This window comes from Streptomyces sp. NPDC001732 (assembly GCF_053596315.1).
Genome location: NZ_JBSFFY010000032.1, coordinates 47,869 through 74,414, shown reverse-complemented (window position 1 = coordinate 74,414; position 26,546 = coordinate 47,869). Strand labels below are relative to the sequence as shown.

Annotated in this window: 22 protein-coding genes; 9 read left to right on the top strand and 13 right to left on the bottom strand. The window is 72.0% G+C overall.

The genetic code is table 11. The features are described from left to right. The first annotated feature begins 21 nt into the window (after positions 1–21). Together ACWCXX_RS26135 and ACWCXX_RS26130 are read left to right on the top strand one after the other, a co-directional pair. Positions 22–708: a DUF4232 domain-containing protein gene (locus ACWCXX_RS26135; RefSeq protein ID WP_451131252.1), complete on the top strand. Its 687-nt coding sequence runs from the start codon at positions 22–24 to the stop codon at positions 706–708. Between the two features lie 173 nt (positions 709–881). Then, positions 882–1,541 carry a TOPRIM nucleotidyl transferase/hydrolase domain-containing protein gene (locus ACWCXX_RS26130; protein WP_451131250.1) on the top strand — a complete coding sequence of 220 codons (660 nt, stop codon included), beginning with the start codon at positions 882–884 and terminating at the stop codon, positions 1,539–1,541. Positions 1,542–1,722: 181 nt separating this feature from the next. On the opposite strand, the gene ACWCXX_RS26125 is transcribed toward ACWCXX_RS26130, so the two are convergent. The 3 genes from ACWCXX_RS26125 to ACWCXX_RS26115 all read right to left on the bottom strand — a co-directional run bounded on the left by ACWCXX_RS26125 (position 1,723) and on the right by ACWCXX_RS26115 (position 5,345). After that, the gene (locus ACWCXX_RS26125; protein ID WP_451131248.1) at positions 1,723–2,508 is read right to left on the bottom strand and encodes a 3-oxoacyl-ACP reductase; all 786 of its coding nucleotides are present in this window, start codon (positions 2,506–2,508) and stop codon (positions 1,723–1,725) included. A gap of 6 nt (positions 2,509–2,514) precedes the next feature. Next, positions 2,515–3,918, bottom strand: a complete 1,404-nt coding sequence (locus tag ACWCXX_RS26120) for an aldehyde dehydrogenase family protein (protein ID WP_451131246.1) — start codon at positions 3,916–3,918, stop codon at positions 2,515–2,517. A gap of 62 nt (positions 3,919–3,980) precedes the next feature. Then, entirely contained in the window at positions 3,981–5,345 is a 1,365-nt protein-coding gene (locus ACWCXX_RS26115) for a glutamine synthetase family protein (protein WP_451131244.1), read from the bottom strand. 448 nt (positions 5,346–5,793) lie between these two features. On the opposite strand from ACWCXX_RS26115, the gene eat reads away from it, so the two are divergent. Continuing rightward, positions 5,794–7,263: an ethanolamine permease gene (gene eat, locus ACWCXX_RS26110; RefSeq protein WP_451131242.1), complete on the top strand. Its 1,470-nt coding sequence runs from the start codon at positions 5,794–5,796 to the stop codon at positions 7,261–7,263. Between the two features lie 211 nt (positions 7,264–7,474). Beyond that, on the top strand, positions 7,475–8,890 hold the full coding sequence (locus ACWCXX_RS26105) for a peptidoglycan DD-metalloendopeptidase family protein (protein ID WP_451131240.1): 1,416 nt from the start codon (positions 7,475–7,477) through the stop codon (positions 8,888–8,890). Here the strand turns inward: ACWCXX_RS26105 and ACWCXX_RS26100 are convergent. After that, complete coding sequence (locus ACWCXX_RS26100; protein WP_451131238.1) at positions 8,860–10,146, bottom strand: DMT family transporter; 1,287 nt, start codon at positions 10,144–10,146, stop codon at positions 8,860–8,862. The two genes, ACWCXX_RS26105 and ACWCXX_RS26100, sit on opposite strands and share 31 nt — an antisense overlap. Positions 10,147–10,327: 181 nt before the next feature. Further along, positions 10,328–10,888, bottom strand: a complete 561-nt coding sequence (locus ACWCXX_RS26095; protein ID WP_451131236.1) for a hypothetical protein — start codon at positions 10,886–10,888, stop codon at positions 10,328–10,330. A gap of 193 nt (positions 10,889–11,081) precedes the next feature. On the opposite strand from ACWCXX_RS26095, the gene ACWCXX_RS26090 reads away from it, so the two are divergent. Together ACWCXX_RS26090 and ACWCXX_RS26085 are read left to right on the top strand one after the other, a co-directional pair. After that, a complete protein-coding gene (locus ACWCXX_RS26090) occupies positions 11,082–11,762 on the top strand; it encodes a (2Fe-2S)-binding protein (RefSeq protein WP_451131234.1) in 681 nt (226 codons plus the stop codon). Between the two features lie 138 nt (positions 11,763–11,900). Next, the gene (locus tag ACWCXX_RS26085) at positions 11,901–14,264 is read left to right on the top strand and encodes a GH92 family glycosyl hydrolase (protein ID WP_451131232.1); all 2,364 of its coding nucleotides are present in this window, start codon (positions 11,901–11,903) and stop codon (positions 14,262–14,264) included. 41 nt (positions 14,265–14,305) lie between these two features. Here the strand turns inward: ACWCXX_RS26085 and ACWCXX_RS26080 are convergent, their stop codons facing one another. Beyond that, positions 14,306–14,761, bottom strand: a complete 456-nt coding sequence (locus ACWCXX_RS26080) for an ATP-binding protein (RefSeq protein WP_451131230.1) — start codon at positions 14,759–14,761, stop codon at positions 14,306–14,308. A gap of 302 nt (positions 14,762–15,063) precedes the next feature. On the opposite strand from ACWCXX_RS26080, the gene ACWCXX_RS26075 reads away from it, so the two are divergent. Together ACWCXX_RS26075 and ACWCXX_RS26070 are read left to right on the top strand one after the other, a co-directional pair. Further along, the gene (locus ACWCXX_RS26075; RefSeq protein ID WP_451131228.1) at positions 15,064–16,548 is read left to right on the top strand and encodes an SDR family NAD(P)-dependent oxidoreductase; all 1,485 of its coding nucleotides are present in this window, start codon (positions 15,064–15,066) and stop codon (positions 16,546–16,548) included. 349 nt (positions 16,549–16,897) lie between these two features. Beyond that, positions 16,898–17,074 carry a hypothetical protein gene (locus ACWCXX_RS26070; RefSeq protein ID WP_451131226.1) on the top strand — a complete coding sequence of 59 codons (177 nt, stop codon included), beginning with the start codon at positions 16,898–16,900 and terminating at the stop codon, positions 17,072–17,074. A 117-nt stretch (positions 17,075–17,191) separates the two neighbouring features. Here ACWCXX_RS26070 and ACWCXX_RS26065 read toward each other — a convergent pair whose 3' ends face one another. From ACWCXX_RS26065 to ACWCXX_RS26040, 6 genes are all read right to left on the bottom strand, one after another. Next, positions 17,192–18,628 carry a lipase maturation factor family protein gene (locus ACWCXX_RS26065; protein WP_451131224.1) on the bottom strand — a complete coding sequence of 479 codons (1,437 nt, stop codon included), beginning with the start codon at positions 18,626–18,628 and terminating at the stop codon, positions 17,192–17,194. A 62-nt stretch (positions 18,629–18,690) separates the two neighbouring features. Then, positions 18,691–19,215 (bottom strand): DUF1990 family protein, encoded by a 525-nt coding sequence (locus ACWCXX_RS26060; protein WP_451131222.1) that lies wholly within the window; start codon positions 19,213–19,215, stop codon positions 18,691–18,693. Beyond that, a complete protein-coding gene (locus tag ACWCXX_RS26055) occupies positions 19,212–20,066 on the bottom strand; it encodes a YndJ family protein (RefSeq protein ID WP_451131270.1) in 855 nt (284 codons plus the stop codon). Before ACWCXX_RS26055 ends, ACWCXX_RS26060 begins: the two co-directional genes overlap by 4 nt. Positions 20,067–20,267: 201 nt before the next feature. Then, on the bottom strand, positions 20,268–21,332 hold the full coding sequence (locus ACWCXX_RS26050) for a FecCD family ABC transporter permease (RefSeq protein ID WP_451131220.1): 1,065 nt from the start codon (positions 21,330–21,332) through the stop codon (positions 20,268–20,270). Then, on the bottom strand, positions 21,329–22,354 hold the full coding sequence (locus tag ACWCXX_RS26045; RefSeq protein WP_451131218.1) for a FecCD family ABC transporter permease: 1,026 nt from the start codon (positions 22,352–22,354) through the stop codon (positions 21,329–21,331). The genes ACWCXX_RS26050 and ACWCXX_RS26045 overlap by 4 nt, the downstream gene beginning before the upstream one ends. 17 nt (positions 22,355–22,371) lie before the next feature. Further along, complete coding sequence (locus tag ACWCXX_RS26040) at positions 22,372–23,421, bottom strand: iron-siderophore ABC transporter substrate-binding protein (RefSeq protein ID WP_451131216.1); 1,050 nt, start codon at positions 23,419–23,421, stop codon at positions 22,372–22,374. Between the two features lie 396 nt (positions 23,422–23,817). Here ACWCXX_RS26040 and ACWCXX_RS26035 point away from each other — a divergent pair, with 396 nt between their 5' ends. Beyond that, positions 23,818–24,870 carry a chitinase gene (locus ACWCXX_RS26035; RefSeq protein WP_451131214.1) on the top strand — a complete coding sequence of 351 codons (1,053 nt, stop codon included), beginning with the start codon at positions 23,818–23,820 and terminating at the stop codon, positions 24,868–24,870. A gap of 75 nt (positions 24,871–24,945) precedes the next feature. On the opposite strand, the gene ACWCXX_RS26030 is transcribed toward ACWCXX_RS26035, so the two are convergent. After that, positions 24,946–26,313 (bottom strand): FAD-dependent oxidoreductase, encoded by a 1,368-nt coding sequence (locus ACWCXX_RS26030; RefSeq protein WP_451131212.1) that lies wholly within the window; start codon positions 26,311–26,313, stop codon positions 24,946–24,948. Positions 26,314–26,546 lie beyond the last annotated feature (233 nt).

Genomic DNA, 26,546 nt, shown 5'->3' with positions numbered 1-26,546 from the left:
ACCGCACAGGGGAATCTCGACATGCGTATCTCCCGGATCAACACCGTCGCCCTGACCGCCGGCACCGCCGCACTCGCCCTGACCCTGACCGCCTGCGGAGGTTCGGACAGTGCCGGTGCCGACGCCGTGAAGACCCGCATGGGCACCACCACCACGGTGGGCGGTGCGACGAGTGCGGAGAACGTGCGGCAGGTGTCGGGGACGGGCGACGGCAAGGACATCTCCGCCTCCGTGTCGCGCTCCGGCTCCACCGGGGCAGGCACCGTCACCTCCGCCGGTACCGTCCCGTGCGAGGGCGACGAGCTGTCGTACTCCGTGCTGCACCGCTTCCCGGACCAGCCGGGCGAGCACCTGCTGATCACCGCGCGGAACGCCGACTCCGCGCCCTGCTGGGTCACTTCGTCCCCGTCGGTCGTGCTCGGGGGCAGCGGGGAGATCCTGCCCCACTCGACGAAGGACGCCCCGGGCGGCAGCGCGCGGATCACGGTCCGGCCCGGCGGCAAGGTCTACTCCGCCGTGGCGCTCTTCGCCGACGGCCCGACGCCCCGTACGGCGGGCAGTCTCTCGATCGCCCTGCGCGACCGTACCGGGGGCACGGGCCCGGCCACCGGCCAGGACGCCTTCGACGGGGAGGGCGTGCCGTCGGAGTTCACCTGGTCCAGCGCCGACGTCACGAACTGGAACACGGCCAAGCCCTACGACTTCTGATCGGGCCGGACCGGGGCCGGGCCGGGTAGGAGTCGGGTGGGCCGGGCCGGGTGCCCGGGGTTGTGCGCGTACGGGAACATCGCACCCCCCTCCACGCGGCGGCGCGCCCGGTGGAGCGCCGTGCGCGAAAAGCTTGTTGCGGAACGCCCGGTCGTGGTTGAGAGACTGGGCCCATGGATGCGACGAGGCGGTTCCGGACGGCGGTCGTGGAGTGGGCGGCCGACGGGGCGGGGGCTCCGGCAGCCGCCGCGGCGGCGCGTGAACTGGCCGCTGGTGCCGGCCTGCGCACGGTCGTGCTCGTGGAAGGGGCCAGCGACCGGGTGGCGCTCGAAACGCTGGCCGCGCGTCACGGCCGGGCCCTCGACGCGGAGGGCATCGCCGTCGTCCCGCTCGGAGGCGCGACCAACATCGGCAGATTCCTGAACCTGCTGGGCCCTCGGGGGCTCGGCGTCGCACTGGCCGGACTGTGCGATGCCGGAGAGGAGGGCCATTTCTCGCGTGCGCTGGAGCGAGCGGGACTCGGCAGCGACCTCGCTCGCGCCGACATGGAGCCGCTCGGTTTCCATGTGTGCGTCGCCGACCTGGAGGAGGAGCTGATCCGCGCTCTCGGCGCCGCCTCCGTGCAACGGGTCATCGAGACCCAGGGCGACCTCCGGGCGTTCCGCATCTTCCAGAAACAGCCCGCCCAGCGGGAACGGAGCGTCGAGCGGCAGCTGCGGCGCTTCATGGGAACCATCAGTGGCCGGAAGAGCCAGTACGCCCGCTCCCTCGTCGACGCCCTGGACCTCGGCCGGGTGCCACGGCCGCTGGACCGTCTGCTCGCGCAGCTGTAACGGCTCGATCGGTCCGGACCCGGCAGCCCCGCCCTCCGGTCCGCCTTCACCGGCCCTCGGCGGGACCATCGGAGGTGCGCCGACGCCCGGCCCCGCGTACTGGACGTACGCGGGGCCGGACCTGGGGACCGGGGCCGGAACCGAGGCCGGAGCGGCGCGACGGGGTGTGTGGCGACGCGGCCTAGAGCGGCGTGACGTACGCGCCGGAGATCCCGCCGTCGACCAGGAAGTCGGTGGCGTTGACGAAGGAGGAGTCGTCACTGGCCAGGAAGGCCACGGCGGCGGCCACCTCGGTGGCCTCGGCGAACCGGCCGAGCGGGATGTGCACCAGCCTGCGCGCGGCCCGCTCCGGGTCCTTGGCGAACAGCTCCTGGAGCAGCGGGGTGTTGACCGGCCCGGGGCACAGGGCGTTGACCCGGATGCCCTCACGGGCGAACTGCACCCCGAGTTCGCGGGACATGGCCAGGACGCCGCCCTTGGAAGCGGTGTAGGAGATCTGCGAGGTGGCGGCGCCCATCCGGGCCACGAACGAGGCGGTGTTGATGATGGAGCCCTTGCCCTGGCGGCGCATGTAGGGGATCGCCGCCTTGCAGCACAGGTAGACGGATGTGAGGTTGACCTCCTGCACCCGCCGCCAGGCGTCGAGGCCGGTCTCCAGGATCGAGTCGTCGTCGGGCGGCGAGATCCCCGCGTTGTTGAAGGCGATGTCGACCGATCCGTACGTGTCGAACGCGGCCTTGAACAACGCCTCGACCTGCTCGGCGTCCGTGACGTCGGTGCGGACGAAGAGGCCCGCGACCTCCTCGGCGACGGCCTTGCCGCTCTCCTCGTCCACGTCCGCGCAGACGACGTGGGCGCCCTCGTCGGCCAGGCGCCGTGCGGTGGCGAGCCCGATGCCGCTGCCGGCTCCGGTGACGACGGCGGTGCGGCCGACCAGGCGGCGGCAGACGGCGGTGGTGTCGGTCATGGTGCTTCAGGCCTCCGTGCTGATGAAGACGTTCTTGGTTTCGGTGAAGGCGGCGAGGGCGTCGGGACCGAGTTCACGGCCCAGCCCGGACTGCTTGTAGCCGCCGAAGGGAGTCGAGTAGCGGACGCTGGAGTGCGAGTTGACCGAGAGGTTCCCGGCCCGCAGGCCCTGGGCGACCCGCAGCGCGCGGCCCACGTCACGCGTCCAGACCGAGCCGGCGAGCCCGTACTCCGTCGCGTTAGCCAGGCGTACGGCATCCGCCTCGTCGTCGAAGGGCAGGACCACGGCGACCGGTCCGAAGACCTCCTCGACGGCCACCGGCGCGTCCGGCGACACCCCGGCGAGCACGGTCGGCGGGTACCAGAACCCCGGGCCGTCCGGTGCCCGGCCGAGGATCGTCCGCACGCCGTCCGGCGAACCGTCCCCGGCGAGGCCGTCCACGAAGCAGCGCACCCGGTCCCGCTGGACGGCGGAGATCAGCGGCCCCATCAGGGTCTTCTCGTCGGACGGGTCGCCCACCACCACGGCGGCGACGGCCGGTGCCAGCAGATCGAGGAAGCGGTCGTGGACGGAGCGTTCGACCAGGATGCGGGTCCGGGCGCAGCAGTCCTGGCCGGCGTTGTCCAGGAAGGACATCGGGGCGGCGGCCGCGGCGGCCTCCAGATCGGCGTCGGCGAAGACCAGGTTCGGGCTCTTGCCGCCGAGCTCCAGGGTGAGGGGCTTCACACGGTCGGCGCAGCGGGCCATGACGTGCTTGCCGGTCCGGGTGGAGCCGGTGAAGACGATCTTGGCCACGCCGGGGTGCTCCACCAGGGCGTTCCCGGCCACCGCGCCCTCGCCCGGGAGCACCTGGAAGAGCCCGTCGGGCAGTCCGGCCTCCAGGGACAGCTCCGCCAGGCGCAGCGCGGTCAGCGGTGTGGTCTCGGCGGGCTTGAGCAGGACGGCGTTGCCGGCGGCGAGCGCCGGGGCCGTGCCCCAGGCGGCGATCGGCATCGGGAAGTTCCAGGGCGCGATGACACCGACGACGCCGAGGGGTTCCAGAAGGGTGAAGTCGATGCCGCCCGCGACCGGGATCTGTCGGCCCGTCAGGCGTTCGGCACCCCCCGCGCAGTAGTCGAGGAGATCGCGTACATTGCCCGCCTCCCAGCGGGCGTTGCCGATGGTGTGACCGGCCTCGCGGACCTCCAGCAGGGCCAGTTCCTCGACGTGTTCGTCGACCACGGCGGCGAAGCGGCGCAGCAGCCGGGCGCGGTCGGCGGGCGCGGCGGCGGCCCAGGCGCGCTGGGCGGTGGTGGCGCGGGCGACGGCCGCGTCGATGTCGGCGGGGGTGGCGGCCGGGACGGTCGCGACGACCTCGGCCGTGGCCGGGTTCAGGACGTCCAGACTGCGGGGTTCGGGCTGAGGGGACACGTACGGGCCTCGATCATCGGGTACGGGGGAGGGGGCAGGGGGACACGGGGGCGGAGCGGAGGTCACAGACGCTCGAAGGAGCGGCGCAGCTCCCAGTCGGTCACGGCGGCGTCGTAGGCGGCGAGTTCGACACGCGCCATGTTCAGGTAGTGCGCGACGACCTCCTCACCGAAGGCCTCCTTGGCGATGGGGCTGGCCTCCCACAGGTCGGCGGCCTCGCGCAGGGTGGTCGGCACCTGCTGGTACTCGGCGCTGTAGGCATTGCCGGCGCACGCCTCCGGCAGCGGCAGTTCGCGCTCCACGCCGTACAGCCCCGCGGCGACCAGTCCGGCGGTGGCGAGGTACGGATTGACGTCGCCGCCGGGCAGCCGGTTCTCGAAACGGCGGGAGCGGCCGTGGCCGACCACCCGCAGCGAGCAGGTGCGGTTGTCGTGGCCCCAGGCGACGGCGGTCGGGGCGAAGGAGCCGGGCTGGAACCGCTTGTAGGAGTTGATGTTCGGCGCGTACAGCAGTGAGAAGTCGCGCAGTGCGGCGAGCTGCCCGGCCAGGAAGTGCCGCATCAGCTGCGACATGCCGTCCGGGCCGTCGCCCGCCATCGCGTTGTCACCGTTGCCGTCGGTGAGCGAGAGGTGGATGTGGCAGGAGTTGCCCTCGCGCTCGTCGTACTTGGCCATGAAGGTGAGCGAGACGCCCTCCTGCGCGGCGATCTCCTTGGCGCCCGTCTTGTAGACGGCGTGCTGGTCGCAGGTGATCAGTGCCTCGTCGTAGCGGAAGGCGATCTCGTGCTGGCCGAGGTTGCACTCGCCCTTGGCCGACTCGACGGTCAGTCCGGCGGCCTGCATCTCGTTGCGGATGCGGCGCAGCAGGGGCTCGACGCGGCCGGAGCCGAGGATGGAGTAGTCGACGTTGTACTGGTTGGCCGGGGTCAGCCCGCGGTAGTCGCGGTCCCACGCCTCCTCGTAGCTGTCCTTGAAGACGATGAACTCCAACTCTGTGCCCACCTGGGCCCGGTAGCCGAGTCCGGCCAGCCGGTCCAGCTGACGGCGCAGGACCTGGCGCGGCGCGGCGACGACCGGGCTGCCGTCGTGCCAGGCGAGGTCGGCCAGCAGCAGGGCGGTGCCCTCGTGCCAGGGGACGAGCCGCAGCGAGGCGAGGTCGGGGACCATGGCGAAATCGCCGTAGCCGTGCTCCCAGGAGGACATCGCGTAGCCGTCGACGGTGTTCATGTCGGTGTCCACGGCCAGCAGGTAGTTGCAGCCCTCGGTGCCGTGTTCCAGGACCTCGTCGAGGAAGAACCCGGCGGCGAACCGCTTGCCCTGGAGCCGCCCCTGCATGTCGGGGAACGCCAGCACGACGGTGTCGATCGACCCGCTCGCGACGAGAGAGCGCAGCTCCTCGACGGCGAGCGGGGGTGTGCGGTCTGCCACGGGATTCCTCCTTGGATGCACCGAGATTCATAAGGTATGGCAGAGGACCATTGATTGGGAAGGGGGTCGAAGGGTGACGGCGGGGAGGGGCCGGTGGGGTTCCGTCGCCGGCCGGAGGGGTGATCCTGCCGTTGTCCGGGAAGGGTGTCCGCGCGGAGGTGTCGGTGCCGCGCGCGATTGTCGACGTACGAATGCTGCTTTCGTACTGCCTTCGTCATTGCCGTCGTTGTGGCGCGGTGGCGCGATGTCGATCCGGTGCTTTTCTTCGGGTGGGGCCGTCGGGTGCGCGCGTCGGTGGAGTGGTGTGCATCCGTGACCACTCCTTGGTGCACGCCCCTTGTATTTCCCTGGGGGTTCCACAAAGGTGTGCCACCGAACCTTTGCCGAAGGATCGCTCTTCACCTCCCACGCCCGGCGCAGCGCCGCCGACACACGACTGGAGCGCCTCATGACCCAGGGAACCGGCACCACCACCAGTCCGCCGGGCGGCCCCGGCGGTGAGGCGTCCGGCGCGGACGAGTACCTGCACCGCCGCGCCCTGCGCAGGGGCAGCGCGGGCTGGCTCCTGCTGACCGGGCTCGGCGTCGCCTACGTCGTGTCCGGCGACTACTCCGGCTGGAACATCGGCCTCTCCAAGGGCGGCTTCGGCGGACTGGCCGCGGCCACCGTGCTGATGGGCCTGATGTACGCGTGCCTGGTCTTCGCACTGGCCGAACTCTCCGCCATCCTGCCCACCGCGGGCGGCGGTTACGGCTTCGCGCGGCGCGCCCTCGGCACCTGGGGCGGCTTCCTCACCGGCACGGCGATCCTCATCGAGTACATCCTCGCCCCGGCCGCCATCTCGCTGTTCATCGGCGACTACGTCGAGTCGCTCGGCCTGTTCGGCCTCACCTCCGGTTGGCCCGTGTACCTCGCGTGCTTCGCCGTCTTCATCGGCATCCACCTGTGGGGCGTGGGCGAGGCACTGCGGTTCAGCCTGGTCGTGACCGCCATCGCCGTGGCCGCCCTGCTGGTCTTCGCCATCGGCGCGTTCACCGACTTCGACGCGAGCCGTCTCGACGACATCCCGGTGGACACCGGCGCGTTCGGCTCCTCGTCCTGGCTGCCGTTCGGACTGCTCGGCATCTGGGCGGCCTTCCCCTTCGGCATGTGGTTCTTCCTGGGCGTCGAGGGCGTGCCGCTCGCCGCCGAGGAGGCGAAGGACCCGGTCAGGTCCATGCCGAAGGCGCTGGCCATCTCGCTGACCGTACTGGTGGGCCTGGCGGTGCTCACCTTCCTCTCCGCGACCGGGGCGCAGGGTGCGAAGGCCATCCAGGACGCGGGCAACCCCCTCGTGGTCGCCCTGGAGGGCGGCGGCGGACCCACCGGCCTGAGCCGGTTCGTCAACTACGCGGGCCTCGCCGGGCTGGTGGCCTCGTTCTTCTCGCTGATCTTCGCCGGCTCCCGCCAGCTGTTCGCACTGTCCCGGGCCGGATACCTGCCGCGTTTCCTCTCGCTGACCAACCGCCGCAGGTCCCCCTACCTCGGCCTGCTGATCCCCGGCGCGATCGGCTTCGCGCTGGCGGCCTGGAGCGGCAACGGCGGCCGGATGCTGAACGTCGCCGTCCTCGGCGCCACCATCAGCTACGCGCTGATGGCGCTCTCCCACGTCGTGCTGCGCCGCCGCGAACCGAACCTCGAACGGCCCTACCGCACCCCCGGCGGCGCGCTCACCTCGTCCGTGGCCTTCGTACTGGCCTGCTCGGCGCTGGTGGCGACTTTCCTGGTGGACCGGAACGCGGCGTTCATCGCCCTCGGGGTGTACGGGGTGGCGCTGGCCTACTTCGCCCTGTACAGCCGGCACCGGCTCGTTGCGAACGCCCCGGAGGAGGAGTTCGCCGCCCTGGCGGCGGCCGAGGCCGAACTGTCGCGGGACTGACCGGGCCGCCCCGGGCGGGACGTCACGGGCCCGCGCCCCGAGCGTGCCGAGCCCGCCCCCGAGCCTTTCGCACCCGCCCCCGTCGTGCCGAGCCACGGCGGGGGCGGGACGGATGTGACGGGTGAGTGAGATTGCTCTCTTGTCATCTCCCTTTGACTGCACATAAGTTGGGCGATTGCGACGTGTCTACTGCCAGTGGGGGAGCCGAATCATGGCCGCGAACGGACGGCACCGCAAATATCAGCCCAGCCGGATCAACCGTGCCTCGCTCACGGTCACCGCGGGCGGTGCGGGCCTCGCGCTCCCGCTCCTGGCGGCAGTACCGGCAGGCGCCGCCTCCCCGGACGTCTGGGAGAAGGTCGCCGCCTGCGAGTCCACCGGCAACTGGCACATCAACAGCGGCAACGGCCACTTCGGCGGACTGCAGTTCACCCGCTCGACCTGGGCCGCCTACGGAGGCACGCTCTACGCCCCGCGCGCCGATCTGGCCACCAAAGGCCAGCAGATGGCCATCGCCGAGAAGGTGCTCGAAGCGCAGGGCCCCGGCGCCTGGCCGGGCTGCTCGACGAAGGCGGGACTGACCAGGGACGGCGACACCGCCGACGTCGCCCCGCAGTCGCAACGCACCGACCACGTACGGGCGTCGGAGAAGCAGGAGAAGACCGCCGACCGGCAAGCGCGGACGAAGCGGACGTCCCCGGCCGCCTCGCCGACCCACGTGCCCGGCAAGCGCGAGTCGTACACCGTGGCCCGCGGCGACTCGCTCTCCGCGATCGCGGCGGCCGAGCACGTCCGGGGCGGCTGGCAGCACCTCTACGACGCCAACCGCGCAGTCGTGGGGGACGACCCGGACCTCATTTTCCCCGGGCAGCGGCTGAGCCTCGACCCGGCCCGGCCGCAGAGGACGGCCCAGACCCCCGCGGCGAAGGCCCCCGCGGCGAAGGAGAAGCCCAGGGCCGGGACCCCGGTCGGGACGAAGCCGGGGAAGGCGAGCGCGCCGCACCGCGCGGCGGAGCCCGAGCACCGCGCGGCGGCCCCCGAGCACCAAGCGGCCAAGCCCCACGAGCGGGCCACCGGGACGAAGACCCGCCCGGTCGTCTCGCAGCACCAGGCGGCGAAACCGAAGACGCGGCCGGCGGCCCCCCAGCAGCACCAGAGCGCGAAGCCGAAGCCGCACCCGAAGAAGACCGAGAACCACCGGCCGAAGGAGCGGACGGAGAAGCACACCGCCCTCGTCGCCCCCGTCGCGGCCGGCACCGGGACCCCGTACCACCGGGCCGGCTCCTGGTCCAGCGGCTACCACACCGGGGTCGACTTCCCCGTCCCCACCGGTACGTCGGTGAAGGCGGTGGCCTCCGGCACGGTCGTCTCGGCGGGCTGGGGAGGGGCGTACGGCTACCAGGTCGTCATCCGGCACGCCGACGGCAAGTACAGCCAGTACGCGCACCTGTCCGCGGTCCATGTGCGCGAGGGGCGGCACGTCTCCGCGGGCCAGCGCATCGCGCGCTCCGGCTCCACCGGGAACAGCACCGGACCGCACCTGCACTTCGAGATCCGCACCGGCCCCGGCTACGGCTCGGACATCGACCCGCTGGCCTACCTCAGGGCGGGCGGCGTCAGGGTCTGAACGGCCCCGCGGGCCCCGGCCGCGTCACCCGGCGCGGCGGCCCCGTCGGACGGGCGCCCCTGCCGCGCGGTGTCGGAGCGGGGCCGCCCGTCAGTGAAGTCCACCTGCTCCAGACACATCAGCGGCATCAGCAACGGCAGTCGGCGCCTCTCGGACAACGCCCCCACGACGGGCTCGACCGCGTCGGCGGGCGCCGCGGCTGCGGGCGCGGAAAGTACGACGCCCTCCGGAGTCCGGCCCGGCCGCGGGGCGTCCACCACGGGCCCCACCACGCCGGACACCGTCGTCACGCCGGACGCTGCGGTCGCGCCGGACGCTGCGGTCACGCCGGGCGCCACCGCCACGGCCCGCGCCTCCAGGGCCCGCGCCTCCCGTCCGTCCGCCGGAGCGTCCGGGAGCTCACCGGTCGCCGCCTGCGCGGCACGCCGCTCCGCGCCCAGCCGCTCCGTCGTGAGCAGGATCAGGCCGCCCGCGGCGAGCACGGCGCAGGCCTGGGCGAGCACGGCCCCGGCCGTGCCGTGCCGGAACTGCTCCCCGAAGAGCGTGATGCCGACGACCGCGGCCACCACCGGGTTCACCACGGTCACCGTGGCCAGCGGCGCGGTCAGCCCGGCACCCCGGTACGCGGCCTGGGAGAGCAGCAGGCCGGAGGCGGCGAAACCACCGATCGCCACCATGGCCGGCAGCCCGGCGCCCACCGCACCGGAGGCCAGCCCGACCGCCACCGTCTTCGTGAACACGGAGGCGATGCCGAACGCGACACCCGCCGCACCGGCCAGGACCACACTGCGGACCACCGGTCGGCGCGCGCCCCTGGAGGCCAGCAGGAGCGCCCCGATCGTGCCGAGCGTCAGACCGGCGAGCAGCAGCTGGTCCGGGCCGTTCAGGGCGTGCGACTCGGCGTTCCCGGTGAGCGCGAGCAGACCGGCCAGCCCGACCGTCGCCATGATCGCGCCGCGCCACGCGGTGGCCCCCGCCCGTCGGCGCACGAAGAGCGCCGCCATCGGCAGGGCGAAGACGATGGTGAGCGCCCCGAGCGGCTGGACGAGGCTGAGCGGGCCGTAGGCCAGGGCCACGACGTGCAGCACCGCGCCCACCCCGTTCAGCGTCACGGCGGCCCACCAGACACGGTTGCGCAGCGGTGCGAGCGAGCGGCCGTCCCCGTCCGCGGCCACGCGCTCCTGGACGATCGCCCCGGCCGCGTAGGCGACCGCGGAGACCAGTGACAGCAGCACGGACAGCGCAAGGGAACTCATGTACACCACAATGTCGCTTCGAAGCGGCTGCGTCGTCGTCCTTGAGGCGGCGATTCGGCGTACTGCTTCAGTAGTACGGCCGTGGTTCCAGTGTCCTCCTGTGGAGGGTAGTTCTCCTCCCGCAGGACTCCGAGGCCGCGAGGACGAGCAGGTGCCCGGGGCCCGTGGGCACCTGCGCGGCTCAGTCGTGGAGAGTGACGTGGGGCAGTGGGTGGCCGGCGGCGTCGAACAGCGCGGCACCACAGTCGCAGTGCTCATCGGCCAGGGTCTCGGTCGCCGGCAGTTCCCAGACCAGCATCGTCGAACAGCCCGGACAGTCCAGGCTGACCAGGGTCTCCTCGGGTTCCGAGCCCCAGGCCCGCACCGGGAGGCCCTCGTGCGTCAGCCCGGTCGGCTCGCGCTCACCGGTCAGCCCGACGAGTATCTCGTAGGCGTCGGTGCCGTTGTGCCACACCATGAGCGTGCAGCCGAGTTCTGCCAGCACACCGGAGAGATGATCGAGCTGGCGGACCGGGAAATCACCGCGGCGCAGGCTCGGATCGGCCTCGGCAGCCTGGTGGACGGCATCGGTGTCGACGCCTGTCGGCTCCACCCCGAAGGCCCGCATCCGATCGGCCACGAACGTCGCCAGCTGGCCCGGGTATTCCTCGCCGGTCCAGTCCATCATGAACATCACGCTGTCGACCAGGACCCCCCGGTCCCGCTCGCCGGGGGTCAGGACCAGCTCTTCCAACTCCGTCACGACGATCACACTATCAACTGCCGTGCTGCGGACCGTGCGTCGTCGTGCACGCCCAACGTCGGCCCCGCGGCTGATCTGTGCGATCCCCGAGGAGCCCTTGCCCCGCGGGGTTACGGTGAACGCCGGGCCGTGGCGTGCACGGACGCCCGCGCAGTCGAGGCCGGCGGCCGGAACGCCGGGAAGGAGCAGGACGATGGACGGGTCCGCGGCGGCCTCGGTGGGCGGATTCTTCGCGCTGCGGACCACCGCGCCGCCCGGCGGGGCACCCCGCCCGCTGGCGGAGCTGTACGCGGGGGAGCAGGCCCCGCTCACCGCCCGCATCGACACCGTCGCCGCCCGGCTGCGCACCTCCGAGCGTCGGGTCGCCGCCTCGATCGCGCACCTGGGGCTGGCGTCGCGCCTCTGGTCGGTCGCGCTCGGGCCCGCCGCGCTGACCGGCGGCTTCCCCGCCCTCGCGCCCGGCCTCCTGCGCTGGGACCCGGAGCGGACGGCCCCCGACGACCTGTGGCTGGAGGGCGCCGCCTTGCTGCCCGGCACCGCGCACCGCATCCGGGAGGAGGTCCAGTACGGCCACCTCGTGCCCCTCGCCGAGGCGATCCACCGGGACGGCCCCCTGTCCGACCGGCTGCTGTGGGGCAACGCGGGATCGGCACTGGCGGGTTCGCTGCGCCAACTGGTCGCCTGGGCGCGTACGCACCGGCGCCCCGACGTGAGCGCACGAGCCCGCGCACTGACCGCCGAGCTCTTCGACCACCCCGACCTGCGGGACACCGGAACCCCGCACGACCCGGCGTTCCGCCGACGGAGCTGCTGCCTGTACTACCGCGTTCCGGGCGGCGGACTGTGCGGGGACTGCGTCCTCGAACGGAAATGACACACCGTCATGTCCGGTGCGGGGTAGATCCCGTCGCCGGGAAGCGGACCGGGAGGCGCGAATCCGCACCCTTGACGCGTACCACCGGGGAACAAAGAATGAGCGCGCTCTGACAACGTTGTCCAATGAGGAGGATCCATGCACCGGACCCCACGGCCGCGCCTGCGCGGCCCGGCGGCCGCCCTCGCCGTCGCCGCGCTCCTCGGCGGTTTCCTCACCACCGGGACGACGGCCGAGGCCGCGCCCCGCGCCGACGAGCAACTGACCGACCTGGTCAACCCGTTCATCGGTACCCAGAACGAGGGCAACACCTACCCCGGGGCCTCCGTGCCGTTCGGCATGGTGCAGCTCTCCCCGGACACCGGCCACAACACCGGTTACGACTACGGCGAGAACCACATCCGCGGGTTCTCCGCGGTCCACCTCTCCGGCGTCGGCTGCGGACTCGGCGGCGATCTGCCGACCCTGCCCACCACCGGCGACGTCACCGAGACCGACTACGCCGCGTACGCGGCGGAATTCGGCCACGACGACGAGGAGGCGAGCCCCGGCTACTACCGGGTCGGCCTGAAGACCGGGATCGGCGCCGAACTCACCGCGAGCAGGCGCACCGGCGTGCAGCGCTACACCTTCCCCGCCACCGACAAGGCCAACGTCCTGCTCAACGCGGGCCAGTCGCTGCACCGCACCCTCTCCTCCGAGGTCGAGATCATCGACGACCGGACGGTACGGACCACGATCACCGGCAGCGGTTTCTGCCAGGACACCGAGCCGTACACGCTCCACACGATCACCCGCTTCGACCGCCCGTTCACCACCTTTGGCACCTGGCACGGCGACACCGTCACCGAAGGATCCAGGGCGTCCTCGGCCGAAGGCGCCCGCAACGGCGCCTGGCTGCGCTTCGACACCACGAAGGACCGCACCGTCGAGGCCACCACCGCCCTGAGCTACGTCGACGCCCGGGGCGCCGCGCTCAACCTCCGGGCCGAGGGCGGCCGCGACTTCGACCGGGTCCGCGACGCAGCCCGGCAGCTCTGGGAGCAACGCCTCGAAGGCGTACGGGTGCGGGGCGGGAGCGAACACCTGCGCCGTACCTTCTACTCCTCGCTCTACCGCTCCTTCCTCGCCCCCAACACCGGCAGCGACGTCGACGGCCACTACACCGGCTGGGACCAGAAGATCCACCGGGCCGTCACCGCCGACGGGGCCTTCACCTACTACCAGAACTGGTCGCTCTGGGACACCTACCGTACCCAGGCCCAGCTCCTCTCCCTCCTCGCCCCGCGCGAATCGCGCGACATGGCGCTCTCGGTACTGCGCATCGACGCCGAGAGCGGCTGGCTCCCCAAGTGGGGCCACGGCACGGTCGAGACCAACATCATGACCGGCGACCCCGTCACCCCCTTCCTCACCAACGCCTACCAGCAGGGACTGCTGAAGGGGCACGAGGAGGAGGCGTACCGCGCGCTGCGGAAGAACGCCGACGGGGTGCCGCCCGCCGACTCCGCACCGGTCGGCCGCGAGGCCAATGTCCCGTACCTGAAGGACGGGTTCGTCCCGTACATCAAGGGCCGCCCGCACGCCAAGCCCGGCGACTCGGACTACGACCACGGCGCCTCCGCCACCCTGGAGTACGCGCTGTCCGACGCGATGCTCGCGGAGATGGCCCGCGACCTCGGCCACGACGCCGACGCGAAGCGGTACGCGGAACGCGCCCGGAACTACCGGAAGATCTTCGACCCCTCGACGGGCTTCTTCCGCGCCCGCGACGCCGCCGGGGCGTTCACCGGCCCCGCCGACCCGGCCCGGAGCGAAGGGTTCCACGAGGGCACGTCCTGGCAGTACCAGTGGCTCGTACCGCAGGACCTGCCCGGCATGATCGGCCTGATCGGCGGGAAGGACGCCGCCGACCGGCGGCTCGACTCCTTCTTCGCGTACGACGAACTGCTCGCCGACCCCGCCGGGACCGCCCGCGAGGTGTGGGTCAACGGCCCCTACGACTACTACAACGCCGACAAGTACAACCCGCAGAACGAGCCCGACCTGATAGCCCCGTACACCTATCTCTCCACCGGCCGGCCGTGGAAGACCACCGACGTGGTGCACGCGGCCCTGACCCTGTTCACCGACACCCCGACCGGCATGACGGGCAACGACGACCTCGGCACCATGTCCGCCTGGATGGTACTGTCCGCCATCGGCGTCTTCCCGGTCCAGCCAGGCACCGACACCTGGGGGCTGTCCACGCCCGTCTTCGAGCGCGTGGACATCGCGCTCGACCGCCGCCACTACCCGCACGGGTCGTTCACGGTCACCGCGCCCGGCACCTCGGCCACCGACCGCTACATCCGGTCGGCCCGGCTCGACGGCACGGCCCGCTCGCAGACCTACCTCACCACCGAGGACATCCGCTCGGCCCGCTCGCTCTCCTTCACGGTGGGCGGCGAGCCCTCGGACTGGGGCACCTCGGCCGCGGACGCGCCGCCCGCCCTGGGCTGACCGTGGTCGTGGGGCGGGCGGCGTCCCGCCCGCCCCACAGCTCAACTGCTCAGCTGGAACTCGGCCCGGATGCGTTTGCCCACCGGCACGCGCTCGGCGGTCAGCCGGTCGCACAACGCCACGACGATCTCCATGCCGTGCCCGCCGGGACGCGTCGGGTCGGGGGCGCAGAACAGCGGCAGGGCGGTGCTGCTGTCGTACACCGTGACGCTGACGCGCTCCGCGGTGCCCTCCAGCTCCAGCAGATAGGGGCCCTGGCTGTAGCGGTCCGCGTTGGTGACCAGCTCGCTCACCGCCAGCATCAGATCGCCGCGGGTGCGCTCGCCGAACACCGCGAGCCACTCGGCGGCCAGCCGGACCAGGAAACGGTCGGCCAGCGCCCGCGCCCGCGCGATGCAGCCGGGCTCGCCGGCGAACACCTCGGCGCTGTGCAGAACCTCCGTGTACCGGTCCGGGCGGGGGTGGTCGGCCGGTCGCGAGGTGACCTGTTCGTTCATGTGCTCCAGCCAGGGCGACGCGGGGATGTCCGGTGACAGCTTCTCGCCGTCCGCCTACCCGCGACGAACGGTCCCACTCCGGGGAGAACCCAGCAGTTTTCGGCCACGGCCGGATCGGCCGACCGCGCTGCCCTCCGCGCGTCGCCCGCCGCACCGGCCCGCCGGGATGTCACACGACGTCACGCGCGACGTCACGCGAACGGAGCAGCGCCCGGTGCATGGCAGACTTGACCGGGGCGTTCGGCCCGGCAGAACAGGCACGGCGGTCGGCGCCACGAGAGACGGATGACAGAGGAACGGCGATGACGGTGACAGAGGACAGCCCGGAGCTCGCTCCCGGAACCGAGGAGTTCGGTCCCGGCATCGACCCGGAGCGGCTGGCCGTCTGCCTGAGCGTGCTCGACGAACTCGACGAGCTGGAGATCGACCACCCCGACGCCATCCTCGTGCGCCGTGCCACCGCCGGGATCTACCGGACGGTGAAGCAGCGCCGCCGCCAGGAGCGCCGCGCCGCCAAGACCGCGCACGACAAGGCGGTCACCGAGGCCACCGCGACCGGCTCGGCCGACCGGATCGACGACGAGACCCAGGGCGTCCTGCCCTCCTCGTCCACCCGCGGCGAGATCGCGGGGGTGCTCCAGCGCCCCCGCTCCTGCTACATCTGCAAGACCCGGTACGTCGAGGTGGACGCGTTCTACCACCAGCTCTGCCAGTCGTGCGCGCAGGAGAACCGTGCGCGCCGCGACGCCCGCACCGACCTCACGGGCCGGCGCGCGCTGCTGACCGGCGGCCGGGCGAAGATCGGCATGTACATCGCGCTGCGACTGCTGCGCGACGGCGCGCACACCACCATCACCACCCGCTTCCCCAACGACGCGATCCGCCGCTTCAAGGCGATGCCGGACAGCGACGAGTGGATCCACCGGCTGAAGATCGTCGGCATCGACCTGCGCGACCCCGCCCAGGTCGTCGCGCTCGCCGACTCGGTGGCGGCCGAGGGGCCGCTGGACATCCTGATCAACAACGCGGCACAGACCGTGCGCCGCTCCGCGAACGCGTACAGCGAGCTGGTCAACGCCGAGTCCGCACCGCTCCCGGCGGGCGAGCTGCCCGCGTCGGAGGTCATCGGCACCTTCGGCAGCGGCACCGTCGACCGGGTCGCCGCGCTCCCGGCCGCCCGCAAGGAGGGCCTGAGCGCGCAGGACGTCACCGAGCTCGCCCTGGTCACCGGCTCCGCCTCGCTGGAGCGGATCGCCGCCGGAACGGCGATCGACGCGGGCGGCCTCGTCCCCGACCTGCACCACACCAACAGCTGGATCCAGACCGTCGAGGAGGTCGAGCCGATCGAGCTGCTGGAGGTCCAGCTCTGCAACTCCACCGCCCCGTTCATCCTGATCAGCAGGTTGCGCCCGGCGATGGCGGCGACCGCGGCCGAGCGCGCCTACGTGGTCAACGTCTCCGCGATGGAGGGCGTGTTCAGCCGCGGCTACAAGGGAGCGGGGCACCCGCACACCAACATGGCCAAGGCCGCGCTGAACATGCTCACCCGCACCAGCGCCCAGGAGATGTTCGAGAAGGACCGCATCCTGATGACGGCCGTCGACACCGGCTGGATCACCGACGAGCGCCCGCACCCCGACAAGATCCGCCTCGCCGAGGAGGGCTTCCACGCCCCGCTCGACCTGGTCGACGGCGCCGCCCGCGTCTACGACCCGATCGTGCGCGGCGAGGCGGGCGAGGACCTGTACGGCTGCTTCCTCAAGGACTACGCGCCCGCCAACTGGTAGCCGTCGGGCGGCGCGGTGCCGCGCGAGCCGCCGTGGACCCGGCCGGGACGCATTCCTGGCCGGGTCTTTCCGACACAAGGTGGCTGAAAGTGACCATTGGCACACATTCCATCGAGCGCAACGGCGCTCATTTGGTTACTCTGGTGTGAACGGATGTAATCGAGGAGTCCACAAACTCTCCTCGACTGTCCTGGGGCAGGCTTGTCAACCAAGTCGCCGTCCCGCCCCTGTACCCGGCGCCACCGCGACCGAACTGTTCTTGCCCCTGCCCCCACGAGCGGCCGATTTCCCGGTGATGAGGCCGGAGTGTCGGCGACGCGCGGGGCCATGCGACACAAAGGAGTGCGCGGTGCCGACACCGGAACTGACGAAGCACGAGAAACGACCCGTCGAACGGCACGGAGAGCGGGCCCGCAGGCCCGAGAAGCTCCGGAACATCGAGGTCTGGGCCAGGTCCGCCCCGATCCGGCTGGCCGGCTACGAGGACGACCTCGCCGAGCCGCACATCCTGCCCGGCATCGACTGACACCGTTCCACGGGCCTGCGCCCGAACCTCCGGGCTCCGGCCCCGCGCCACGCGGGCCGGAGCCCGGACGTTCGGGGCCTTCCCGGTCCGCCCCGTGCCGGGCGGCGCATCCTGAGGTCAGGACCGCCGGACCGGACCGGTCCGGGCGGGGCCCAGCGAGGCCGGGGGCATGAACTCCCGCACGTGGGTCCGGTGCCACCAGCACCCGGTGGCCCGCAGCTCGCGCCAGGTGGTGTACCGGTAGCGGTACAGCCGGGCCCGGACGTGGGCGGGCGGGGCGTCGGGGAAGGGATTGTGGCGCAGCAGCCGCAGCGTGTCCCGGTCGTTCTCCAGCAGCCGTGCCACGAACGGACCGAACCAGGGACGGGCGTACGCGGGGGAGAGCGCCGCGAACCACATCAGCCAGTCGAGCCGCAGATGGTACGGGGCGAACTGGCGGGGCAGCCGGCGCGGATCGCCCGGCTTGCCGCGGAAGCCGTACTCCTGCCAGCGGGTGCCCTCGTGGAGCACCCGCTCGTCCGTGCCCTCGACCACCACCTCCAGCCGGACCCGGCTGATGCTGCCGAAGGCGCCGTAGGTGTTGACCAGGTGCAGCGGGTCGAACGAGCGGTTCATCACCTGACGGCGGGAGACGAGATTGCGCGCCGGGCGGTAGCTGAGAAGGACGACCAGCGCGGTGACCGCGATGACGACGGCCTCGTACCAGAGCGGCGGTGCCGACTGTGTGGGCGTCCGGACGAACGGGGACCAGTCGACGGCGGACAGGGCGAGGGTGATGGTCAGCCAGTTCAGCCAGGCGAAGTTCCCCGAGAGCACCAGCCACAGCTGGGTGACGATCATCAGCCCGGCGGCGGCGCCCGCCACCGGCTGCGGGGTGAACAGAAGCACCGGCACCAGGAGCTGGGTGACGTGGTTGGCAGCCACCTCGGCCCGGTGGAGGGGCTTCGGCAGCCGGTGGAAGAACCAGCTCAGCGGCCCCGGCATCGGCTGGGTCTCGTGGTGGAAGTACAGGCAGGTCAGCTTGCGCCAGCAGGTGTCGCCCCGGATCTTGATCAGCCCGGCGCCGAACTCCACCCGGAACAGCACCCAGCGCAACAGCCACAGCACCAGTACCGGCGGGGCCGTGTGCCCACTGCCGAGGAAGACGGCGAGGAAACCGGTCTCCAGCAGCAGCGACTCCCAGCCGAAGCCGTACCAGGTCTGGCCGACCTGGACGATCGAGAGGTAGAGGGCCCACGGCAGCGCCCACAGCAGCATCGCCGCCCAGAGCGGAACGTACGAGTCCACGCCCGCGAGCAGGGCGACCGCGAGCGCGCAGCCGATCCGGGCGACGAGGGCGAAGAAGCGGTCGGAGTAGTGGAGCCGGAAGAGCCCGGGGCCCTCGCGCCAGTCCGTGCGTCGCAGGAACTCGGGCACCGGCAGCATGCCGCGTTCGCCGATCAGGGCCCGGAACTGGAGCGCGGCGGTGAGGAAGGCGAACAGGTAGACACCGGCGAGAGCCCGCTGGAAGATCAGCCGGCTGAGCCAGTACCCGTCCGCGGTGAACCACTCCATCACTTCCAGTATCGGCCCGGTACCCCGCCCCGGCCCCGGTTCCGCCCGCCGCGCCCCGGCCTTCAGCTCCGCCCGCCGCCTCCACCGGCCACGACACGGCGGAGCGTGGTGCCGAGCCGCCGGGCGTACCACCGCTGGAGCACCGGGACGACGGGGCCCGCCAGCCGGGTGTACCAGGCGGCCGGGCGGCTGAACGCCAGGACGGTGAACCACACCGTGCCGTCGTCCGCCAGCTCCACCACGAAGGACTCCTCCCCGCATTCCGGGTGCCGGGTCTCGGTCCCGTAGGCGAACCCGATGCGGTCCTGCTCGTACGCGGCCCAGACGACCCGGCAGGGGGCGGTGAACCGGAGCGGGCCGATGCCCAGCGACACCTGGACGTGCACCCCGGCCTCGGCGCGGTCCGCCGACGCGCGGACCCGGGCCCCGCCGGCGCGGTGCATGCGCCATTCGGTGACCGCCGCGCCCGCCGCCTCGAAATCGGCCCGGCCGCGCCCGATCCGGGCCCGGTGGTGGAGGTGGTGGTAGCCGTCGGGGAGCGGGCCGAGGCGGGTGGCGCCGACCTCGGAGTAGGTGAGGGTGCTCATGCGGTCCTGCTTTCGTGGTCGGTGCCGGTACGGAGCCGCTGCCAGGCCAGCAGCGAGCAGAGTGCGAAGCCCAGGGCGTTGCCGAGGCCGTGGGTGGCGGCCATCCAGGTCAGCGTGGGGTGCGGGAGCCCGGTGGCCTCGCCGAGCGCCCAGCTCAGGGCGAGCACCATGGTGACGGCGAGTACGGCGGACGAGACGGCGAGCAGCGCCCGGGTGGTCCGGTCCCGCTGCCCGGTGCGGACCGACCGCCAGGTGAGGAGGGCGACGGCCCACATCCCCGCGGTCAGGACGACGGCGCCGGCCAGCTCGGCCCGGTCCCCGATGAAGTACCCGATCAGGACGAGCAGGGTGCCCAGCGGAACGCTCAGCGCGGCGAACCTCCCCGCGGGGCCGTCGGCGGTCCGGCAGACCAGCCCCGCGACCAGCGCGGCGGCGAACCCGGCGAAGTGGAAGTGCGGCACGGTCAGCGCGAGGATGTCGAGCCCGAAGCCGAAGAGCGTGTGTCCCGAGCGTTCGGCGACCAGGGCGGTGGCGGCGATCGACGGGGTGACCAGCGCGGTGAGCAGGGCGATCTCGGCGGGCGCCACGGCAGAGGCTCCGGACGTCGAGAGATTGCGGAGCAGTCGGGGCGGGGCGTGCAGGGCGAGGAGCACGGTGCCGAGCGCGTAACAGACCGCCAGGACGGTGGCGGCCGTGCCGCGCGGCAGCCACAGGGCGACGGCGCCGGGGACGGCGAAGAGCGGCCACAGCCGCCGCATCCGGTCCAGCTCGGGCGCGGCGGTCAGCCGCAGCCCCACGGGGACCACCACCAGCATGCCCAGCATCACGATCGAACCGACCAGCACCGACACGGCCACCCCCTGACTTGAACGTGTTCAACTCTGCTCGGCGCCGACTCTACGAGCTTTCTTGAACGTGTTCAAGAAGGGGGTGGGGCGGGAACGGGTCGCGCGGAGGGCAGGGGAGGGGGAGGGCGATCCGAGGGGTGGCGTCGGAGGGGGCCGTGGCGCCGTACGGCTGTTCCGGCGACGGGTGGCGTCCGGCGCCGGACCTCACAGGGCTCCCCGGCGCCACTCCCGTACCAGCAGACAACCGAGGTAGCCGCCGCCGACGGCCATGGTGTAGATGCCGACGGGGAGGTTGTCGAAGAGCGGCAGCTGCTGGGCGCACAGGTCCGCGAGCACCAGCAGCAGCGCGCCGGTCAGGGCCGAAAGCGCCAGGTGCGGGCCGGAGAGCCGGGTGATCCGCTTGGCGACCTGCGGGGCCGTCAGCGCGATGAACGCGATGGGACCGGCGACACCGACGGCGGCTGCCGAGAGCACGATCGCCAGCACGACGCCGGCCGTCTTCGTGCGGCGGGGATCGGCGCCGAGCGCGCCCGCGATGTCGTCGCCCATCTCCCCGATGTCCAGCCGCCGCGAGAGCAGCGCGGTGAGCGGTGCCACGACCAGCAGCACCAGCCAGATCGTGGTGGCGTCCTCCCACGACCGCGCCGACAGGCTGCCGTTGACGTAGGCGGTGAGGACGGCGGCCCGGTCCCGCTCCATGGCGTAGACGACGTACTGGGTGATCGCGGTGCCGATCGCGGCGACCCCGATGCCCGCGACGACGAGCCGGGCCGGGTTGCGGAATCCGGTCCCGGTCGACACGTGGACCAGTGCCATGGCGAGGACGGCGCCGAGCAGCGAGCCGAGCGCCACCGGCACCGTGTCCGGGAACAGCAGCGCGGTGATCGCGGCGCCCGCGCCGGCGCCGGACGCCAGCCCGATCACATCGGGGCTGCCGAGCGGATTTCGGGTGACGGACTGGAACAGGGCGCCGGAGAGCCCGAGCGCCGCACCGGTGCCCGTGGCCACCGTCAGCCGGGGGCCGCGCAGCCGCTCGATGACGAACGCGTTCTTGCCCTCGGCCCCACCGGTCACCGCCCCGGCCAGCTCGGCGAGCGGAATGCCGAGCCGCCCGAGCGACAGCGTGGCGACGGCGCCCGCCACCAGCAGCACCAGCAGCGCGAGCGCCGTCAGCACGGACACCCGCCGGACCGGCAGGGCCACCCTCCCGCCGACCCGCAGGATCTTCCTGGGCGATGCGGTGCGGACCGCGGCCTGATGCGACGTCATGTGCTGCCCCTCATCCTGCGTACGGCGACGAGCAGTGCGGGCGCCCCGATGAACGCGGTCACGACACCGACCATCAGTTCCTGCGGGCGCATGGCCACCCGGCCCACGACATCCGCGAGGAGCAGCAGCGCCGGACCCACCAGCGCCGAGAGAAGGATCTGCATGCGGAAGTCGACGCCGACCACGGCCCGCACCACGTGCGGCACGGCCAGGCCGACGAAGGCGACCGGACCGACCGCCGCCGTCGCCGCCGCGCTCAGCAGGGTGGCCGCGAGCAGCCCGACCGCCCGCACCAGTGCCGGATTCGCGCCCAGGGACGCCGCCGTCGAGTCGCCGAGCGCGAGCGCGTTGAGGCCGGGCCCCAGCACGGCGGCGGTCACCAGACCGGTCACCGCGAACGGCAGGACCGACCACAGGACGTCGAAGTCCCGGCCGCCGAGCGCCCCGACGACCCAGTACCGGTAGCTGTCGAAGACCTGCGGCCGGCTCAGCGTCACGGCCTGGACGAACGCGGTGAGCACGGCGGAGAGCACCGCGCCGGCGAGCACGAGCCGGACGAGGCCGCCGCCCGAGCCCGCGGAGCCGATCGCATGGACGAGCAGACCCGCGAGCAGCGCGCCGGGCAGCGCCCACCACATGGTCTCCGTACTGCCCGAGGCCCCCAGGAACGCCGTCGCGGCGACGATGCTCGCGGACGCGCCCGCGTTGATCCCGAGGAGACCGGGATCGGCCAGCGGATTGCGGGACACCCCCTGCATGAGGGTGCCCGCGACGGCGAGGCAGAGACCGGCCAGCACACCGAGCGCGGTCCGTGGACAGCGGCTCTCGACGACGGTGGTGACATCCGGGTCGGCGGCGCCGGACAGGACGTCCAGCACATCGCCGAACGAGGTGGTGCGGCTGCCGAACACGACGCTCGCGAGCACGGCGAGCGCGAGGAGGACGGCTGCGAGGAGGACGGAGAACACCCGCCGGGTGGTGCCGGCACCGCCCGGCGGTGCGTGCGTGGTGGTGGTGGCCATGGGTGCGGGATTCGGCCTCAGCCCTTGTCGGCGGCCGCGACGGCCTTGTCGATCAGCGGCAGGTAACGGTCGATCACCCACGGCACGGTGAGCGGGTTGATGATCGAGGAGGCGGTGACGAAGGAGTTGTCCTTGCCGGCCACCACGGCGCCGCTCCTGACCGCGGGGATCGCCGCGTACAGCGGCTGCGCCTCGATCTCCTTGCGGGACTTGTCGTCCGTGTAGAAGGTGAAGACCAGATCGCTGTTCTTCAGCTTCTCGGCGTTCTCCAGGCCGATGAGCGCGGAGTCGGTGCCCTTGGTCTCCTCGAAGGTGTTCACCACCGGGTCGACGGTGAGGCCGAGCGAGGAGACCATCTTGACGCGCTGCTCGTCGGGCTTGAACACCCCGAGGGTGCCGGGGCCGGTGTTGTAGATGTACGAGAACGTGTGCTTCTTGTAGTTCGGCCGGGTCGCCGCCGCGTCGGCCAGCTGCTTCTCGACCTTCGAGGTGAGGTTCTTCCCCTCGTCGGGCTGCCCCAGCGCCTTGGCGACGATCTCGATCTGCTGGTCCCAGTCCGTGCTCCACGGCAGGTCCGGGTAGGCGACGGTGGGGGCGATGTCCTTGAGGATGTCGTAGTCCTTCTGCGTGATCCCGGACCACGGAGCGAGGATGACGTCCGGCTCCAGCTCGGTGATGGCCTCGAAGTCGATGTCCTCACCGCCCGTGAACTGGGTCGGCAGCTTGTCGCCGGACTTCTTCACCGCCTCGTGGATCCAGGGCAGGTAGCCCGTCTTGTCGCTTCCCCACTCGTACTTCTCGATGCCCACCGGGGTGTGGCCGAGCGCGATGGCGGTCTCGGCCGATCCCTGGCCGAGGGTGACGACCCGTTCGGGCCGCTCCTCGATCTCCGCCGTGCCGAGCGCGCTCTTGATGGAGACGGGGAACGCTCCGCCGCTCTTCCCGGCCGTGCCGGAGTCCTTCTTGTCCCCGTCGCCCGACGAGCAGCCACCGAGGGCGAGAACGAGGGCCGTGGCGACGGCAGTTGCGGCGAACGTCCGGCGACGCGCGCGGGTGAACCGGGACATGGAGGTTCCTCAGGTTTGGCGGATGGAACGACAGCTCCCCGTGCCGGCGAGCGGGGTCGTCGGCACGGCGACCACAGCCGGAACGCGCAGGGCACGTCCGATGCGGATCGCGAGTAGTTAGGTAAGCCTAAGCTAAGTCTTTGGGTGACGACAACCGGCCCCCGGTGGCGCTCGGGGGTGCCGGCGGGGGCCGAGGGATGCCCTCTTTGGTCCAGACCTATTGACGGAAGGTCTGGACCTCTTTAGCGTGTGACGCGCCGTGAGGTGCAGGGCTTCAATCCGTACAGCGTTGTCAGGGGCATGACTTTCATGTGCCCGGCGCGCCCCGTGCCGGACCGTTCCCGGGGGCGGGTGCCACCCCGGTGCCGTCCGGCGGCGACAGGAAGGGAACTGGACATGTGGGGACGGACATCGCGTCTGCTGGGGGTCGGCCTCGCGGCGGCATGCGTCGTACAACTGCTGGTGGGCGCGACGCCGAGCGCGGCGCAGGACGACACCTGCGCCGTCAAGTCGAAGCCCGCGGGCAAGGTCCTCCAGGGGTACTGGGAGAACTGGGACGGCGCGTCGAACGGCGTGCACCCGCCGCTCGGCTGGATCCCGATCACCGACAGCCGGATCACGCAGCACGGCTACAACGTGATCAACGCGGCCTTCCCGGTCATCCTGTCGGACGGCACCGTCCTGTGGGAGGACGGGATGGACTCCACGGTGAAGGTCCCGACCCCGGCCGAGATGTGCCGGGCGAAGGAGTCCGGGCTCACCACCCTGATGTCCATCGGCGGTGCGACCGCCGGCATCGACCTCAACTCCACCGCCGTCGCCGACCGGTTCGTCGAGACGATCGTGCCGATCCTCAAGAAGTACAACTTCGACGGCATCGACATCGACATCGAGACCGGCCTGAGCGGCAGCGGCAACATCAACCAGCTGTCGGCCTCGCAGGCCAACCTGATCCGCATCATCGACGGCGTGCTCGAACGGATGCCGTCGAACTTCGGCCTGACGATGGCTCCGGAGACGGCCTACGTCACCGGCGGGAGCATCGTGTACGGCTCGATCTGGGGCGCGTACCTGCCCATCGTGAAGAAGTACGCGGACAACGGCCGTCTGTGGTGGCTGAACATGCAGTACTACAACGGCAGCATGTACGGCTGCTCCGGCGACTCGTACTCCGCCGGTACGGTCGAGGGATTCACGAAGCAGACGGACTGCCTGGACAAGGGCCTCGTCGTCCAGGGCACCACGATCAGGGTCCCGTACGACAAGCAGGTGCCGGGGCTGCCGGCCCAACCGGGTGCGGGTGGCGGCCACATGACGACCGGTCAGGTCTCACAGGCCTGGAACCACTACGGCAACGGCCTCAAGGGCCTGATGACCTGGTCGCTCAACTGGGACGGCTCGAAGGGCTGGACCTTCGGGGACAACGTCAGGTCGCTCCAGGGGCGCTGAGACGGCGAAACCGCCCCGCCCCCGGGAGAGTCTCCCGGGGGCGGGGCGGAATTGACCTGCGGTGCGGCGCGCGGGTCAGTCGCGGGGCTCGGAGGCGTCCAGCATGGCCTCGCGCTCCACGACCTTGATCCGTTCGCGGCCCTGCTCCGCGCCCAGGGCCTGCTCGTGCGCGTCCAGGCGGTGCCAGCCCTCACGGGTGGTGTAGCGGATGCCGCGCTCCTCCAGGAAGGCGGTGACGGCCTCCGGCTCGGGCCGGACGGGGGCGGGCAGCCGGCCCTCGGCCCGGTCCTCCAGGAGGCAGGCCACCGTCTCGTTGGCGTCGCCCTTGGTGTGGCCGATGAGGCCGACCGGACCGCGCTTGATCCAGCCCGTGACGTACACCGAGGTCATGTGCTCCCCGCCGGTCACGACCCGTCCGGCGGCGTGCGGGACGGTGCCGGAGACCACGTCGAACGGGAGCTTCGGCAGTTCCTGCGAGTAGTAGCCGACCGCGCGGTAGACGCTCTGCACGTCCCAGTCGGTGAAGGTGCCGGTGCCCTTGACGTTGCCGGTGCCGTCCAGCTCGGTCCGCTCGGTGCGCAGGCCGACGACCCGGCCGTCCTCGCCGAGGATCTCCACCGGGGACTCGAAGAAGTGCAGGAACAGCTTGTGCGGCCGGTCGCCGACGTCGCGGATGGCCCAGTTCTCCAGCGTGGAGGCGACCATGTTGGCCTGCTTGTTGCCCCGCCGGGTCTCGATCGAGCCCGCGTCGTAGTCGATGTCCTCGGGGTTGACGATGACCTCGATGTTCGGCGAGTGGTCCAGCTCCCGCAGCTCCATCGGGCTGAACTTGGCCTGCGCCGGACCGCGGCGCCCGAAGACGTGCACCTCCAGGGCCTTGTTGGCCTTGAGGCCCTCGTAGACGTTGGCGGGGATCTCGGTCGGCAGCAGCTCGTCCGCCGTCTTGGCGAGGATGCGCGCCACGTCCAGGGCCACGTTGCCCACACCGAGCACGGCGACCTTCTCGGCCTCCAGGGGCCAGGTGCGCGCCACGTCGGGGTGGCCGTCGTACCAGGAGACGAAGTCGGCGGCGCCGTGGGAGCCCTCCAGGGTGTGGCCGGGGATGTCGAGCGCACGGTCCGCGTCGGCGCCGGTGGAGAAGATCACCGCGTCGTAGAACGACCGCAGGTCGTCCAGGCCGATGTCGTTGGGGTAGTCGACATTGCCGAAGAGCCGCAGCTGCGGCTTGTCGAGGACCTGGTGGAGTGCCTGGACGATGCCCTTGATCCGGGGGTGGTCCGGGGCCACTCCGTAGCGGATCAGGCCGAAGGGGGCGGGCATCCGCTCGAACAGGTCGATCGAAACACCCGGGTCCTGGGCGGCCTCGGATTTCAGCAGCGCGTCCGCTGCGTAGATGCCGGCGGGGCCGGCTCCGACTATGGCGACGCGGACGGGGCGGGTCATGGAGGTGCTGGTCCTTAGAACGAGCCGATGCGGACGGTGAGGCGCAGGGTAAAGGTAAGGCTGGACTTACCGCGCTTCACGGACACCGTATCCGTTACCCGTCCGTCACCCCGGCGTGGTTCGTTCTGCGAGACGTCCGGTCTCGTGGCGTCGGTCACTCGGGCTCCGGGGCTTTCCCGGGGCGCCGGACTCGCTCTCCTGCGTGCAGTTCGCTCGAAGAATCGGGCAAATGA